At 71.8% G+C, this 16,318-nt stretch carries 12 protein-coding genes; 3 read left to right on the forward strand and 9 right to left on the reverse strand.

From position 1 onward, the window contains the following. The first annotated feature begins 189 nt into the window (after positions 1–189). Entirely contained in the window at positions 190–1,107 is a 918-nt protein-coding gene (locus FHR78_RS04085) for a hypothetical protein (protein WP_166759201.1), read from the forward strand. Between the two features lie 185 nt (positions 1,108–1,292). Here the strand turns inward: FHR78_RS04085 and FHR78_RS04090 are convergent, their stop codons facing one another. The 7 genes from FHR78_RS04090 to FHR78_RS04120 all read right to left on the reverse strand — a co-directional run bounded on the left by FHR78_RS04090 (position 1,293) and on the right by FHR78_RS04120 (position 10,829). Then, entirely contained in the window at positions 1,293–2,390 is a 1,098-nt protein-coding gene (locus tag FHR78_RS04090; protein ID WP_166759202.1) for a substrate-binding domain-containing protein, read from the reverse strand. Between the two features lie 100 nt (positions 2,391–2,490). Continuing rightward, positions 2,491–3,864: a multiple monosaccharide ABC transporter permease gene (gene mmsB / locus FHR78_RS04095; protein WP_347878088.1), complete on the reverse strand. Its 1,374-nt coding sequence runs from the start codon at positions 3,862–3,864 to the stop codon at positions 2,491–2,493. Positions 3,865–3,869: 5 nt separating this feature from the next. Beyond that, positions 3,870–5,390 carry a multiple monosaccharide ABC transporter ATP-binding protein gene (mmsA, locus tag FHR78_RS04100; RefSeq protein ID WP_166759204.1) on the reverse strand — a complete coding sequence of 507 codons (1,521 nt, stop codon included), beginning with the start codon at positions 5,388–5,390 and terminating at the stop codon, positions 3,870–3,872. A gap of 277 nt (positions 5,391–5,667) precedes the next feature. Next, on the reverse strand, positions 5,668–6,687 hold the full coding sequence (locus tag FHR78_RS04105) for a substrate-binding domain-containing protein (protein WP_166759205.1): 1,020 nt from the start codon (positions 6,685–6,687) through the stop codon (positions 5,668–5,670). 104 nt (positions 6,688–6,791) lie between these two features. Next, a complete protein-coding gene (locus tag FHR78_RS04110; protein ID WP_166759206.1) occupies positions 6,792–8,174 on the reverse strand; it encodes an MFS transporter in 1,383 nt (460 codons plus the stop codon). Between the two features lie 45 nt (positions 8,175–8,219). After that, a complete protein-coding gene (locus FHR78_RS04115) occupies positions 8,220–9,383 on the reverse strand; it encodes a cystathionine gamma-synthase (protein ID WP_166759207.1) in 1,164 nt (387 codons plus the stop codon). Positions 9,384–9,464: 81 nt separating this feature from the next. Further along, a complete protein-coding gene (locus FHR78_RS04120; protein ID WP_166759208.1) occupies positions 9,465–10,829 on the reverse strand; it encodes a cystathionine beta-synthase in 1,365 nt (454 codons plus the stop codon). A 333-nt stretch (positions 10,830–11,162) separates the two neighbouring features. Here FHR78_RS04120 and FHR78_RS15345 point away from each other — a divergent pair, with 333 nt between their 5' ends. Further along, complete coding sequence (locus FHR78_RS15345) at positions 11,163–11,852, forward strand: DUF3105 domain-containing protein (protein WP_208392750.1); 690 nt, start codon at positions 11,163–11,165, stop codon at positions 11,850–11,852. Next, positions 11,849–12,565 carry a DUF305 domain-containing protein gene (locus FHR78_RS04130; protein WP_347878039.1) on the forward strand — a complete coding sequence of 239 codons (717 nt, stop codon included), beginning with the start codon at positions 11,849–11,851 and terminating at the stop codon, positions 12,563–12,565. Before FHR78_RS15345 ends, FHR78_RS04130 begins: the two co-directional genes overlap by 4 nt. Positions 12,566–12,626: 61 nt before the next feature. On the opposite strand, the gene FHR78_RS04135 is transcribed toward FHR78_RS04130, so the two are convergent. Next, on the reverse strand, positions 12,627–14,066 hold the full coding sequence (locus FHR78_RS04135) for a mechanosensitive ion channel domain-containing protein (protein WP_166759209.1): 1,440 nt from the start codon (positions 14,064–14,066) through the stop codon (positions 12,627–12,629). Next, on the reverse strand, positions 14,066–16,234 hold the full coding sequence (locus FHR78_RS15540) for an adenylate/guanylate cyclase domain-containing protein (RefSeq protein WP_166759210.1): 2,169 nt from the start codon (positions 16,232–16,234) through the stop codon (positions 14,066–14,068). The genes FHR78_RS04135 and FHR78_RS15540 overlap by 1 nt, the downstream gene beginning before the upstream one ends. Between the last annotated feature and the right edge of the window lie 84 nt (positions 16,235–16,318).

Consider the following 16,318-nt stretch of genomic DNA (forward strand, 5'->3'; position numbering starts at 1 on the left):
GGCCTCGACGGCGGGTGTTCCGGGCCGAGGGCGGGTCGCCGACGACCCGCCCTCGAACAGGAACACCCGCCCTCGGCGGGGACGGCGCGCGTCTCGTGGCGCCTCCACAGGACGGCGTGGACGCCGCACGCCCCACAGTCGCCCCGCAGCGTGGCCCCACCCGGTGACGATCTCGTCGACCATCCGACGATGGACACGACGCCCCACTCCTCCCCCGCCACGCTCACCCGGGTCCACGACTTCGACCGCCGCGACCGACGGCGGGCGTCCGCCGAGGGCGTGTTGACCCGACTACGGCGGGGAAGCTACGTCGACTCCCACGAGTGGGTCGGGCTGCGCCGTGACGAGCAGGCACGCGCGTTCGTCCGGGAGGTGGTGCTGCGGCGGCCGGGCGACGTCCTGGTGAGCCACGTCTCCGCAGCCGTCCTGTACGGACTGCCCCTCGTCGGGCGTGTGGTCGAACAGGTCGATTCGCTGCGCTTCGACGTCAGCGGCGGGCGGTCGGAGTCCTCCTTGCGGGCTCACCGCAGCCGGCTCGTGTGCTCGGCGGTCGACCTCGACGGGGTGCACGTCACCCCGGCGGTCCGGACGCTCGTGGACGTCGCCCTCACCGAGCCCCTCGTGACCAGCGTCGCCGCCATCGACGCGGCGCTCGCGCGCGGCCTGGTCGACGCCGAGGAGCTGGCCGTCGAGCTGGCTCGACACGGCCGAGCACGTGGGCTCGTGCGGGCCCGCGCGGCGATGACCGTGTCCTCCTCGGGGTCGCTCTCGCCCCTCGAGTCGCTCAGCGCGGTCCGCATGTACCAGGGGCACCTGCTGAGACCGGCACAGCAGGTGCGGTTCCCGTCGCGCTGCGACGGCCACTACGAGGTCGACTTCTTCTGGCGGCGCCTACGGCTCATCGGCGAGGCCGACGGCGACGAGAAGTACTTCCTCGACGGGACCGACCGAGCCAGGGAGGCGGTGCTCGCCGAGAAGGGACGCGAGGACGACCTGCGCGATCTGGGCAACGATGTCGTCCGCTGGGGGTGGGACGAGGCGTGGCGCCCCGGTGCCCTCTGCCGGAAGCTCGAGGCCCGCGGCGTCCCGGTGGGTGCGCCGTGGTGAGCACGAGGTCGAGGGCGGGTGTTCCGGGCCGAGGGCGGGTCGCCACGGACCCGCCCTCGAACCGGAACACCCGCCCTCGGCGAGGGGTGCGCTCGGGTGGGCGGGTGCGGGCGGGGACGGCGAGAGCCGACCGCCCTGGTGCAGGGCGATCGGCTCTCGTGTTGGTGCTGGTGGTGCGGGTGGCGCTACTTCGTCAGCGGGCCCAGGGTGGGGTCGTTGGCGTACGCCTCGGCGGCGTTCTCCTTGGTGACGATCTGCGGGGGCAGCAGGTAGGCCGGGACGATCTTCGAGCCGTTGTCGTACGACTCGTCGTCGTTGGTCTCGGCCTTGTCGCCCTCGGACAGCGAGGTCACCATGGCGATGGCCTGCTTGACCAGGTTGCGGGTGTCCTTGTTGATGGTGGAGTACTGCACGCCCTCCATGATCGACTTGACCGACTCGACCTCGGAGTCCTGACCAGTGACGACCGGGACGGTCTTGCCGGCGGTCTGCACCGACGTGATGATGGCGCGGGCCAGCGTGTCGTTGGGGCTCAGGACGCCGTCGAGCTCAGCCGAGCTGTAGGTGCTGGTGAGCAGCGAGTCCATGCGGCGCTGGGCGTTCTCGGCCTTCCAGCCGTCGGTCGCCGTCTGCTTGATGTCGGTCTGGCCGGACGCGACGACGACGGTGCCGTCGTCGATGGCCGGCTGCAGGACGCTCATGGCGCCGTCGAAGAACACGGCGGAGTTGGCGTCGTCCGACGAGCCGGAGAACAGCTCGATGTTGTACGGGCCCTCGGCCTTCTTGGCCTTCATGCCGTCGAGCAGGGCCTGGCCCTGGAGCTCGCCGACCTTGAAGTTGTCGTAGGCGACGTAGTAGTCGACGTCCTCGGTGTTGAGGATGAGACGGTCGTAGGCGATGACGACGGCGCCGGCGTCGTGCGCCGCCTTGACCTGGGTGCCGAGCTGGGCACCGTCGGTCGCACCGATGATGATCACCTTCGCGCCCTTGGTCACCATCGACTGGATCTCTTCCTGCTGGTTCGCGACGGTGCCGGAGGCGGCCGCGTACTGCACGTCGGGCTTGAAGCCCGCCTCGGTGAGGCCGTCGGTGAACAGGTCGCCGGCGAGGACCCAGTTCTCGCTGGTCTTCGCGGGCAGGGCCACGCCGATGGTCGAGCCCTGCTCGAAGCCCGAGGCCGCGTCGGACGAACCGGCGTCGGTGCGAGCCGAGTTCGAGCAGCCGCTCAGGATCAGCGTCGTTGCTGCGGCGACCGCCATGGTCGCCAGCGCGATTTTGCGCATGCTGTGTCTACTTTCTTGTAGGGGGGATTGCAGGTGGGAGCGGGTGCTCCCGGGGAATGCGCGCCCGGCCGTCGGTGGACGGGCGCACGGAGGTGCGGGTCTAGTTGGGCGTGGTCGACTTGGGTCGCTGCACGTCGGTCAGGTCGCCGTTCGGCTGGACGGCGCCGGCGGGGGCGTCCGTCGTCGAGCCGACGCCGGACTGGCGCCCGGCGGTCGAGGTCTCGACCGAGGCGGCCGGGGCCGCGACGCCGTCCTTGTCGCGACGGAGGCCGCGGGTCAGGAAGCCCGTGATGGACGGGCGGCCCTGGCTCTTGTTGTAGACGTCGACGGCGACGGCGATCAGCAGCACGAGGCCCTTGATCATCTGCACCTTGTCGGAGCCGACGCCCATCAGCTGGAGGCCGTTGTTGAGCACGGCGATGACGAAGCCACCGACGATCGACCCGGTCACGGTGCCGATGCCGCCGGCGACGGCCGCGCCGCCGATGAAGACCGACGCGATCGCGTCGAGCTCCCAGTTCAGGCCGTCCTGGGGGCCGGAGGCGCCGGCGCGGGCGACGTAGATCATGCCCGCGAGAGCGGCCAGGACCGACATGTTCATCATCACGAAGAAGTTGACGCGCTTCGCGTTCACGCCCGACAGCTCGGCGGCGTGCGAGTTGCCGCCGACCGCGTAGATGTGGCGGCCGAAGATCGTGTTCTGGGTGACGAAGCCGTAGACCAGCACCAGCACGCCCAGGATGATGCCCGAGATGGGGAACGAGGTGCCGACGCGGCCGCCGCCGAAGAGCGTGGCTGCGTAGAGGATGATCGCGACGAGCACGGCGAGCTTGACGAAGCTGACCCACAGGGGCGCCATCTCGGAGCCCATGGTGCGCTGCACCCGGCGGAGGCGGAACTCGCGCCAGACGACGACCGCGGCCAGCAGGAGGCCGAGCAGCAGCGTCGCGTTGTTGTAGCCCGTGTTCGGCCCGAACTCGGGCAGGTAGCCGGCGCCGATGACGGTGTAGCCCTCGGGCACGGGCAGCGTGGTCGCGTTGCCGACGAACTGGTTCGCACCGCGGAACAGCAGCATGCCCGCCAGGGTCACGATGAAGGCGGGGACGCCCACGTAGGCGACCCAGAAGCCCTGCCAGGCGCCGATCGCCGCGCCGACGACGAGGCCGAAGACGATGGCGACGGGCCACGGGAAGTTCCACGTCGTCATGGAGGTCGCGACCATGATGCCGACGAAGGCGGCGACGGAGCCGACCGAGAGGTCGATGTGCCCGGCGACGATGACCATCACCATGCCGATGGCGAGGATCAGGATGTACGAGTACTGGCTGACCAGGGCGATCAGGTTCGTCGGCTCGAGCGTCAGCCCGCCGGTGAGGAACTGGAAGATCACGATGGCGACGACGAGCGTCGCGATCATGCCGAACTGGCGAGCGTTCGAGGTGTTGCCGCCGAACACCTTCTTCAGGTCTTTGATTCCGCTCATGCGGCCTGCTCCTTCTTCTTCGACGTCATGGTGCGCATGAGCGTCTCGGCGTCGGCGTCCGCCGCGTCGATCTCGTTGGTGACGGTGCCCTCGAAGATCGTGTAGATCCGGTCGGAGAGCCCCAGCAGCTCGGGCAGCTCGGACGAGATGACGATCACGCCTTTGCCCTGGGCTGCGAGCTGGTTGATGATGTTGTAGATCTCGAACTTGGCGCCCACGTCGATGCCGCGGGTCGGCTCGTCGAGGATGAGCAGGTCGGGGTCGGTGAACATCCACTTCGCCAGCACGACCTTCTGCTGGTTGCCGCCCGAGAGCTTGGCGACGCCCTCGTCGACGGTGGGCGTCTTGACCCGGAGGCTCTTGCGGTAGTCCTCGGCGATCGAGTGCTCTTCGTAGGTGTTCACCACGGAGGCGCGCGAGATCTTGCTGAGCTTGGCCGCCACGGTCGAGCGCTTGATGTCGTCGAGCAGGTTGAGGCCGAGCACCTTGCGGTCCTCGGAGACGTACGCGAGCCCGTGGTCGATGGCGTCGCGGACGTTCTTGATCTCGATCCGCTCGCCGTCCTTGACGATCTCGCCGGACACGAACTGACCGTAGGAGCGTCCGAAGATGCTCATGGCGAGCTCGGTGCGCCCGGCGCCCATCAGGCCGGCGAGGCCGACGATCTCGCCCTTGCGCACGGTGATCGACGAGCCCTTGCAGACGAACCGCTCGGCGGTCTGCGGGTGGCGGACCCACCAGTCCTTGACCTCGAAGAAGACCTCGCCGATCGACGGGGTGCGGTCGGGGAACCGGCTCGCGAGGTTGCGGCCGACCATGCCGCGGATGATGCGGTCCTCGTTCACGCCGTCAGCCTTGACGTCGAGGGTCTCGATCGTCTTGCCGTCGCGGATGATGGTGATCGAGTCGGCGATCGCCTCGATCTCGTTGAGCTTGTGGCTGATCATGATCGACGAGATGCCGCGGCCCTTGAGCCCGCGGATCAGGTCGAGCAGGTGCTGCGAGTCGGCCTCGTTGAGAGCCGCGGTGGGCTCGTCGAGGATGAGCAGCTTCACGTTCTTGTTCAGCGCCTTGGCGATCTCGACCAGCTGCTGCTTGCCGACGCCGAGGTTCTTGATGGCCGTGTCGGGGTCGTCCTTGAGGCCCACCCGGGCGAGCAGGTCGACGGAGCGCGTCTTCGCGGCCTGCCAGTCGATGGCGCCGAAGCGCGTCGGCTCGTTGCCGAGGAAGATGTTCTCGGTGATGCTCAGCTCGGGGATGAGCGCCAGCTCCTGGTGGATGATGACGATGCCGGCGGACTCGCTCGACTTGATGTCGCGGAACTTCTGCACCTCGCCCTGGTAGACGATGTCGCCGGCGTAGGTGCCGAACGGGTAGACCCCGGAGAGCACCTTCATCAGCGTCGACTTGCCGGCGCCGTTCTCGCCGCAGATCGCGTGCACCTCGCCCGCGCGCACCTGCATCGACACGTCGTCGAGCGCCTTGACGCCGGGGAACTCCTTGGTGATGGAGCGCATCTCGAGGATAACGGGTGAGTCAACGGCCACGGCCGGCACCCCCGCGGTTCCCGCTCATCGTGATCTGTGCTGCGCGCACGCTGACCTCCATGTATCGACCTCGTCGTCGTCACCGTCGGCCGGGGCCGTCGGGAACCTTCGTCTTCTCTCGTCGCCCTGGGCCCGAGCCCTTCGAGAGGGCCCGTGGCGCGCAGGATGTGACCGTTCACACCGCGACTGGAGCAAAGCTAATCCCGGCGGGGGTCGCTGTCAAATGCCCCGGTCCACCGCGTGTCGGCTAGAGGAACCAGGGTCGCGCGGTCGAGCCGCGGACGACCAGCTCGGGGGCGATCAGGGTGCGTCCCTGCACCGCCTCGCCCCCGAGCTCGGCGAGGACGAGCTCGACCGCCCGGCGGCCGATCAGAGCGAAGTCCTGGCGCACCGTCGTCAGCGGCGGCCAGAGGTGCGGGGCCGTGGGCGAGTCGTCGAAGCCGACGACGCTGACCTCGCGCGGCACGTCGACGCCGGCCTCCCTGAAGGCGTGCAGCAGGCCGACGGCCATCAGGTCGTTCGCCGAGAACACGGCGGTGAAGTCGCGTCGCCGCAGCAGCTCGCGGCCGGCCAGGTAGCCGAAGTCGGCCGTCAGGTCGCCCAGGATGGGCGGCTCGACGGGCAGGTCGGCCTCGGCCATCTCGAAGAGGAACCCCTGCATGCGCTCGTCCGCCTCGATCCAGTCCTGCGGACCGGCCACGTGGACGATGTGCTTGTGCCCGAGGTCGATGAGGTGACGGGTGGCCAGCCGGGCGCCGGCGTGCTGGTCGACGGCGAGGCTGCGGGCGCCGGTGCGCGGCGACGAGTCGAGCGCGACGATCGGCACCCGGAGCTCGAGCTCGTCGAGCACGGCGAAGAACTTGCGCTGGGGGGCGATGACGATGATCGCCTCCACGGCCTGGTTGCTCAGCAGCTCGATGCTGGCGCGGACGTCGTCGTCGGCCCTCGAGGTGCTGGCGATGCTCAGCCGGTACCCCGCGGCCCGCGCCTCGACCTCGATCGCGTTGACCATGGTCTGCGGCCCGAAGTGGACGTTCTGCAGCGTCAGCACGCCGATCGCCTTCGACCGGCTCGTCGAGAGGGCCCGCGCGGCCTGGTTCGGCCGGTAGCCGATCTGCTCGATCACGTCGAGGACGCGCTGCCGGGTGGCGGGCCGGATGCTGGGGCTGTCGTTGAGCACGCGCGACACGGTCTGGTACGAGACGCCGGCCAGGGCCGCGACGTCGCGGATGTTGGGAGCGCGCACCTTCTCGACCTCGTGCTTCACATCGCTCCATCGCTGATCGGCGATGTGACCGTACACATCGCGCGCTGCAGACCATTATGCAGACTCGCGCGGGTGCCCCTCGACCGAGGCACGAGGAGGCGCGCTCAGCGACCGCGCGGAGCTCCCCGACCGCTGACCAGCAGCGCCGTGAGGGCGACGACCGCCGCGACGGCGAAGCACGCGACGAAGGCGCGCGGCTCGTCGGCACCGCCCAGCTGGAGGAACGCCGCGCCCGTCACGGCCAGGGCGATCGCCGAGCCCGACGAGTCGGCGATGGTCAGCGCCGAGCTGTTGAAGCCCTTCTCGTCGTCGCCCGACCAGCGCAGCACGAGCACCGAGAAGCGCGGGTACATGAAGCCCATCCCCGCGCCGGCGAGGGCCCACCCCGCGATGACGACGGCCGGGTGGAGGTGCCACAGGGCGGAGCCGCCCGCCGAGAGCACGCCCACCAGCACGAGGACGATGCCGACGCGGATGCCGGTGCGCTGCGCGACCCGGTCGCCGAGCCTGCCCTGGGCCCAGCTGGCACCCGCCCAGGCGACGGCCCCGAGCGTCAGGGTGATGCCCGAGGCGGCCGGCGCGAAGCCGTACTGGGCCGACAGCATGTAGGGCAGGTAGACGTCGCTGCCGAGGAACGCCGCCCCGACGAGGCCGCGGAGCAGCACGAGCGCGGGCACCCCGGCCGCGGCCACGAGGGCGCCCCGGGGCAGCAGCGGGCGCAGGGCCACCACGAGCACGACGACGGCGGCCGCGAGGACGGCCGCCGCGGCGGCCAGGGGCAGCTCGGAGAGCAGGTTGAGGGCCATGACGGCCGCGGCGGCGGCCACCGACCAGGCGATGCGCCCGAGGCTCCAGGGCACGCGCCGACCGCCCTCGCCGGGCAGGGTGGGCGGGATGCGCCTGAGGCTCGGCAGGATCATCGCGAAGGCGGGCACGGCGACCACCAGCGCGCCGAGGAACACCCAGTGCCAGCTCGCGGCCTCGGCCACGGTGCCCGCGACGACGGGGCCGACGAGCCCCGGCACCACCCACGCCGCGGCGAAGCCCGCGAAGATCGACGGGTGCAGGGCGGGCGGGTAGAGCCGCGACACCATCACGTACAGGCCCACGATGACGGCACCGCTGCCGAGGCCCTGCACGAGTCGGCCGAGCAGCAGCACGGTCATGTCGGGCGCGGTGCCCACGATGCCGAGGCCCACCGCGAACAGCAGCATGGAGGCGGTGACCACGACCCGGGGGCCGCTGCGGTCGGCCCAGTTGCCGGCCACGACCATCCCGACGACGCCGGAGGCGAGGGGCGCCGCGAAGGCGACCGAGTAGAGCGCCTCGCCGTCGAGCTCGCGCGCGATGACCGGCATCACCGTCGTGATCGCCAGCGACTCGAACGCCGCGATGCCGATCAGCGCCACCATGCCGAGCGTCGCCAGCCGGTAGGCCGGCGAGAGCACGCCGCCGTCGGGCAGCGTGCTCTCGCGGGCGGTGGTCATGCCCTCACCCTAGGCGGGGCCTCCGACGTCCGAGGCGCGGCCGGGTCAGCCTTGGGCGCGGTCGAGCGCCTGCCGCACGTCGGCCAGCAGGTCGGCGACGTCCTCGATGCCGACCGACAGGCGCACCACGGTGTCGGGGACCTCGAGCTCGGTGCCGCGCACCGAGGCGTGGGTCATCTCGGTCGGGTAGCCGATCAGCGACTCGACGCCGCCGAGCGACTCGGCGAGCTGGAACAGCTCGGTCGACTCGGCGAACCGGCGGGCCGCCGCGGCGCCGGCCGAGAGCGACACGGAGAGCATGCCGCCGAAGGCGCTCATCTGGCGGGCAGCGAGCTCGTGCCCCGGGTGCGACTCGAGGCCCGGGTAGAAGACGCGCTCGATCGCGGGGTGCCCCTCGAGGGCCCGGGCGATCTCGAGGGCGTTCGACGAGTGGCGCTCGACCCGGACGGCGAGGGTCTTGATGCCCCGCACGGTGAGCCACGCCTCCATGGGGGCCGAGACCGCCCCCGCCCCGAACTGGACGAAGCCGATCTTCTCGGCGAGCTCGGCGTCGCGGACGACGACCGCGCCGCCCACCACGTCGGAGTGCCCGCCGATGTACTTCGTGGTCGAGTGCACGACGACGTCGGCGCCGAGCGACAGCGGCCGCTGCAGGGCGGGCGACGCGAAGGTGTTGTCGACGACGACGAGGGCGCCGGCGGCGTGGCCGATCTCGGCGAGCGCCGTGACGTCGCTGATCTTCATCAGCGGGTTGCTCGGGGTCTCGACCCAGAGCACGTCGGTCTCGCCGGGGCGCACGGCCGCGCGCACGGCGTCGAGGTCGGTCATCTCGACGGTCTCGAGCGTGACGCCCCAGGGCGTCCAGACTCGGTTCACGAGCCGGTGCGTACCGCCGTAGACGTCGTTGCCCATGACCACCCGCGACCCGGGGCGCAGCACGGAGCGCAGCAGCGCGTCCTCCGCCGCGAGGCCGGAGGCGAAGCTGTAGGCGGCGGTGCCGCCCTCGAGCGAGGCCAGCAGCTCCTGCAGGGAGTCGCGGGTCGGGTTCGCCGAGCGCGCGTACTCGTAGCCGTCGCGGAACCCGCCGATGCCGTCCTGCACGAAGGTGGACGACTGGTAGATGGGCTGCACGACGGCGCCGGTGCGGGAGTCGGGCTCCTGCCCGGCGTGGATGGCCCTGGTCGAGAAGCCGTGGTCGGGGGTGCTCATGGTGGTGTCCTTCGGTGGGGCCGGGTCGCGCGCGGCGCGCGGGTCAGGAGGAGCGGCGCAGGTCGGGAGGAGCGGCGCGGGTCAGGAGGAGAGGAACGCCAGCACGTCGTGCCGGGTGACCACGCCGGCGGGCTTGCCGTCGTCGGTGACGAGCAGCGCGTCCGTCGTCTCGAGCGCGGTGCGCGCCACGGCCACGGAGTCGTTGATGCCGATCAGCGGCAGCGGGGCGCCGACGACGGTCGACAGGGCGTCGCCCATGCTCGCTCCCCCGGCGAAGACGGCCTCGAGCAGCGTCTTCTCCTCGACGGCGCCGACGACCTCGCCGATGACGACGGGCGGCTCGGCGGAGAGGACGGGCATCTGCGAGACGCCGTACGTCGTCATGATGTCGATGACGTCGTGCAGGGTGTCGGACGGGTGGGCGTGCACCAGGTCGGGCAGCGCGCCCGTCTTCGAGGCGAGCAGGTCGCGCACGGTGCGCTCGTCGACCTTGTCGGCGAAGCCGTACGAGCGCATCCACGCGTCGTTGAAGATCTTGCCGAGGTAGCCGCGGCCGCCGTCGGGCAGCAGCACGACGACGACGTCGTCCGGGCCGAGCTCGCGGGCGACGTCGAGGGCAGCGGCGACGGCGAGGCCGGACGAGCCGCCGACGAGCAGTCCCTCCTCGCGGGCGAGGCGTCGGGTCAGCTCGAACGAGCGGGCGTCGGAGGCGGCGATGATGCGGTCGACGACGCTCGGGTCGTAGGCCGACGGCCAGAAGTCCTCGCCGACGCCCTCGACGAGGTACGGGCGGCCGGTGCCGCCGCTGTAGACGCTGCCCTCGGGGTCGGCGCCGATGATCTGCACGCTGCCGCCGGACACCTCCTTGAGGTAGCGGCCGGTGCCGCTGATGGTGCCGCCGGTGCCGACGCCCGCGACGAAGTGCGTCACGCGGCCGTCGGTGTCGCGCCAGATCTCGGGCCCGGTCGTCTCGTAGTGGCTCTGCGGCCCGGCGGGGTTGGCGTACTGGTTCGGCTTGAACGCACCGGGGATCTCGCGGACGAGGCGGTCGCTGACGCTGTAGTACGACTCGGGGCTCGACGGCTCGACGGCCGTCGGGGTGACGACGATCTCGGCACCGTAGGCCTTGAGCACGTTGCGCTTGTCGTCGCCGACCTTGTCGGGCAGCACGAAGACGCAGCGGTAGCCGCGCTGCTGGGCGACCAGCGCCAGGCCGACGCCGGTGTTGCCGCTCGTCGGCTCGACGATCGTGCCGCCGGGGAGCAGCAGGCCGTCGCGCTCGGCGGCGTCGACGATGCGGGTCGCGATCCTGTCCTTCGACGAGCCGCCGGGGTTGAGGTACTCGACCTTGACCAGCACCGTGGCCGTTATGCCCTCGGTGACCTTGTTGAGCTTGACGAGCGGGGTGTCGCCCACCAGGTCGAGGACTGTCTCGGCGTACTTCACGGGTGCTCCTTCACGGCTGTCCCGGTCGAGTCCGGCGCCGTCGTGGGGCGCGCGGACCGGGTGTCGGGCGGGGGTGCGGGGACTCGTCTCCCTGCCCACCCGAGTCTACCGGCGGCCCCGTCGTGTGACGGGGCGAGTCCGGCCGCCGCTCGCGACGGCCGCTCGACGTCGAGCCGGCTGTGACGGGCTTCCCAGACATGTGTGGGACAAATCGGTGACACATCCACGATGTCCGCCGCCGCACGGCGCGCGCTCTCCCCCCGGACGCGCCGACGAGGCAGACTGAGCGGGCACCGTCAGACCCCGAGATCCCCGACACCAGAGGACCCACCCGTGGCCAGCAGCGAGAAGAAGAACAAGGGCGCGACGCCCGACCCGAGCTCGATGACCGTCAAGCAGCAGCGGGACGCGCGCCGGCAGGAGAAGGTCGCCGCGCTCAAGCGCGAGCAGGCCAGGTCGAAGCGCAACCGGACCATCGGCATCGTCACCGCCTCCGTGGCGGGCGCCGCGGCGATCGCGCTCATCGTCACCGTCGTGGTGACGAGCGGCACGCCCCGGGCCGACCGCGGCGACATCGACGTCGCCGGCGTGCAGACCTGGGACGACCTCACCGCGAACCACGTCCAGGGCACCGTCGACTACGAGATGACTCCCCCGGCCGGCGGCGACCACGCCGCCGTCTGGATGAACTGCGGCGTCTACACCGAGCCCGTGCCGAACGAGAACGCGGTGCACGACCTCGAGCACGGCGCCATCTGGTTCACCTACGACCCGGCCCAGGTCACCGACGAGCAGATCGAGCAGATCACCGACCTCGCCCCGTCCACCTACTCGGTCGTGTCGCCCTACGAGGGCATGGACTCCCCCATGGCCGTCAGCGCCTGGGGTGCCCAGCTGGCCTTCGACGATCCCGAGGACGACGCCGTCTCCGACTTCGTCACGAAGTACTGGAAGTCGTCGGACGCCCCCGAGCCCGGCGCCCCCTGCACGAACGGCGTCGACGGCCCCGGCAAGGTGTCGTGACGGACGACCTCGACGACGTGACGGCCGAGGCGGGCGCGACGGGCGCCTCCTCGGGTCGTCGTCTGCGGCTGGTGCTGGCCGCCGCCGTGGCGCTGCTGCTCGTGCTCGGCACGGGCGTCGCCGTGGGCCGCCTCACCTCGTCGGCCCCCGTCGTGCCCGGCACGAACAGCGTCGAGGCCGGCTTCGCCCGCGACATGCAGGTGCACCACGAGCAGGCGGTCGAGATGTCGTTCGCCGTCCGCGACCGGTCGACCTCGGACGACGTGCGCACCATCGCCTACGACATCGCGGCGACCCAGTCGCAGCAGGCGGGCCAGATGTACGCCTGGCTCGAGGTGTGGGGCGTGCCGCAGGCCCCCTCGCAGCCGACCATGACGTGGATGACGCAGCCGACGCTCGACGGCCAGCTCTCGGGCCACGAGCACGGCGGCGGCACGTCCGGCTCGCCCGCGCCGAGCCACGTGCCGGGCGACCCGATGCCCGGGCTCGCCAGCCCCGAGCAGATGGCGCGGCTGCGCGCGGCCGACGGCGTCGACGCCGAACGGCTCTACCTGACGCTCATGATCGACCACCACCTCGGCGGCATCGAGATGGCGGAGGCCGTGCTCGCGCGCAGCGACGACCCGCAGGTCGACGCCTTCGCCACCGGCATGATCGCGACCCAGCGCAGCGACGTCGACGCGATGCGGGCCATGCTCGCGCTGCGCGGCTGAGCGGGGCACACAGTCGAGGAGGCGCGGCGCCGGCGACGAGCACCGGTCGCCTCGCCCTCGCTCAGGCCCCCAGGCGACCCAGCCCCGTCGGCGCCCCGCCGGCCGCCTCGACGACGTCCCGCGCGGCAGCCCGTCGGCGGTCGATGACCTGGCCGAGCTCGCGGGCCAGCCGCGGCCGCGCCCGGACCAGGGCGTCGAGCGTGTCGCCGGGGACGACGAGCACCGCGACCTCCGAGACCGCCACGGCCCGGGTGGTCGTGGGCTCGCGCGTGAGGGCGGTCTGGCCGACGAAGTCGCCCTGCTCGACGCGCGTCACGGGCAGCACGGCCCCGTCCGGCCGGGGCACGCCGAGCGCCACGGCGCCGCTCAGCACGAACCGCAGCGCCTCGGGCACGACGCCGAGCGGCAGCAGGACCTCGCCCGCCGCGTACCGCTCGAGCCGCACCGACGGCACGAGCGCCGGGACGTCGTCGCTGGTCAGCTGCAGGGTCGGCGCGACGGCCGCCACGGCCTGCTCGACGCGCTCCGGCGTGGGGAACGCGTCGGTGGTGTCGCCGTCGAGGCCGAGGCCCGCGCGGCGTGCGGCGTACCAGAGCCAGCCGCGCAGGGTCGCCAGAGACGACGCCTCCTGGGCGGGTCCGCGCACCTCGTACGAGACCTCGTAGGCCGCGCCGCCCAGCGGCACGGCGACGGGCGACGTGCCCGGCCAGAGCTCGGGCAGGCCGCCCGCGACCCGCTGCAGCAGCCCGACCACCTCGGCGGGGGCGTCGTCGGTGGTGAAGGTGACCGGCGCTGTGACGGTGTAGCTGCCGTCGCCCCGGCTGAGGTTCGTGAACGACGAGCCGGCGAGCGCGGCGTTCGGCGTGATCTGCACGCCGTTGCCCGTGTCGATGTGCACGGCCCGCCAGTTGACCTGGACCACCCGCCCCCGGACGCCGCCGGCGTCGAGCCAGTCGCCGAGCCGGAACGGCTGCTCGAAGAGCAGCAGCAGGCCGGAGACGACGCTGCCGACGGCGCCCTGCAGGGCGAGGCCGAGCACGATCGAGGTGACGCCGAGGGCGGTGAACAGCCCGGCGACGTCGGTGCCCCACACCGTGCTGAACAACACGGCCAGCCCGATGGCGATGAGCACGATCCGGCCGATGTCGACGAAGATCGACGGGAGGCGGTCGCGCCAGCTGCCCTTCTCGGCGTTGGTGAAGAGCGCGAGGTTCACCGCGTTCAGCACGGCCACGATGACGAGGAACCCGAAGGCGGTCGCCGCGACGCGCGTCCAGGTGAAGTCGTCCGAGTCGACCGCGAGGGTCACCTGGGCGAGCAGCACCGCGACCGCGGCCGTCGGCACGACGTAGGTGCGCAGCAGCCGGACGACGCGCGCGGCCGGGGAGCCCCGCCGCTGCAGTCCGCTCGCGACCTCGGTGAGCACGATGAGCAGCACCGGCAGACCCACCACCACGGCGAGGACGGGCCCGAACCAGGGCTGCTGCCAGAGCGGGGTCATCAGGCGGCCGGCCGCTCGAGGCGGTAGACGCGCTGCTCGCCCGTCTGGGTGGTCACGGTGCCCGAGTCGGTCGCCGGGACCGCGTCGCCGATCTTCTGCACGACGCGTTCGGTCGCGTAGATGCCCGCCTGCGACGAGACGTCCTGCACCCGGTGGGCCAGGGTGACGGCGTCGCCCCACATGTCGTAGACCATGCTCGTGCGCCCGACGAGACCGCTCGTCACCTCCCCGGTGTCGAGGCCGGCCCGGAGCGCGACGCGCGACCCGTTCGTCGCGTTGAAGCGCTCGATGATCGACTGCAGCTCGAGCGTGAAGTCGACCACGCGCCGGGCGTTGTCGATGCGAGGCACGGCCAGGCCGCAGCTGGCCAGGTAGCCGCGCTGGCTGCTGCGCACCTTCTCGACGCCGAGACGCTCGGCGGCCTCGTCGAACGACCGCCAGAGGCCGTCGAGCAACGCGAGCGTCTCGCCCGTGCGGAGGCCGCGGCTGAAGTCGTCGAACCCGACGACGTCCGCGTAGACCACGGCCACGTCGGTGTGGTCCTCGGCGATCGTCTCCTCGCCCTCCTTGTAGCGCTTGGCCAGCGCCTCCGGCATGAGGGTCAGCAGCAGGCGGTCGTTCTCGCGTCGCTGCTCGTCGATCAGGTCCTGCTTGACCTTCAGGCTGCGGCTCATGTCGTTGAAGGCGGTGCCCAGCTCGCTGAACTCGTCGTGTCCCCTGACCGGCACCTCGACGCCGATCTCGCCGCCGCTGACCCGGTTGACGGCGCCCTGGAGGCGGCGCACCGGTCGCACGAACACCTGCGCGAGCAGCAGCGAGAGCAGCGAGACGACGAGGATGATCGCCGCCGTCGACAGCAGCAGGTTCCGGGTGAAGACGTCGACCGGGGCGAACGCCTCCGAGGTGTCGACCTTGGCGACGATGACCCAGTCGAGGCCGTCGACGTCGATCGGCGCGTAGGCGGCGAGCACCTCGTTCCCGAGGTAGTCCCGGTTCACCGTGGTGCCGGTGCGTCCCTGCAGCGCGGCCTCGACGGCGGTCGTCGCGACGGGCTGCAGCAGCACCGAGCTGCCCGTGGCGACCTGCCGCTCGACGACGTCGGTCGACGTGCCCTGCGCCACGGCGTCGTCGGCGAAGTCCTCGGGCCGCTGGATCAGCTCGCGCGACGTCGAGCGCATCGTCTCGTCCGGCCCCGCGAGGTAGGCCTCGCCGGTCGAGCCGAGCCCCTGGTCGGCCCAGCCCTCGTCGCCGGTCATCACCGAGTCGATGGTGTCGGTGGGCACCTGCACCGCGAGCACGCCCGTCACGTCGGCCCCCGACCCCACCGGGGACGCGATCCAGGCCGTGGGCACGCCGAGCGAGGGGGCGTACGGCTGGAAGTCCGTGGTGAACGACGAGTCGACCGTGTTCGACTCGAGGGCCGTGGCCCAGACGTCGGCGAGCGCCGTCCGCGAGTACGGGCCGTCCTCGACGTTCGTGCCGAGGTCGACGCCCGAGTACGCCGAGTAGACGACGTTCCCGTCGAGGTCGAGCAGCAGCACGTCCTCGTAGCCGAGCTGGTCGACCATCTCGCGGAAGTAGTCGTGGTGCGCGGCCCTGGCCTGCGACCAGGCGCTGCCGTCGTCGGCCGTGTCGAGGGCGAGCGAGGCGTCGAAGTCGTCGTCGAAGGGCACCGTGTAGAGCGACTGCAGGTAGGTCTGCGCCGCAGACGTCGGCTCGAGCAGCGACGGGTCGGTCTGGCTGCCCGTGGCCTCGTCGAGGCGGGGCACGAAGGTGTCGGCGTAGTAGTCGACGACGGCCTGACGGCGCGCGTCGTCGACGGGCTGCGCGTCGAGGGCCGCGAAGCCCGCGTTGAACTCGGCCGAGGCGCTGAGCGCGCTGTCGTTGCGGCTGTCGAGCACCACGGCCTGCTGCACACCCGCGAGGGTGCGCTCGACGTCGCGGGCCCGCGACTCGCGGATGCTCGTGACCTGGTCGAAGGCCGCCGCGCGGAGCGAGTCGCGGCCGTTCACGTAGCCGACGGCGCCGATGACGATCGCCGCGAGGAAGCTCACGGCGAGCAGCATGACGAGCAGGGTCGACTGGATGTCGAGCGAGCCCCGGCCGAGGGCCCGCAGCGGCGAGCGGCGTCGTGTCGTGGTGGTCTCGTCGGTGCTGCTGGTCGACACGCGTGGCCCCGTTCCCCCGGCGTCGGTCGCGCTGGCGACCTGACGCAGTCTCAACTCGTCCCCCAGGGATACCACGAGGGCGCC

The organism is Frigoribacterium faeni (assembly GCF_011761235.1).
GTDB lineage: Bacteria > Actinomycetota > Actinomycetes > Actinomycetales > Microbacteriaceae > Frigoribacterium > Frigoribacterium faeni_A.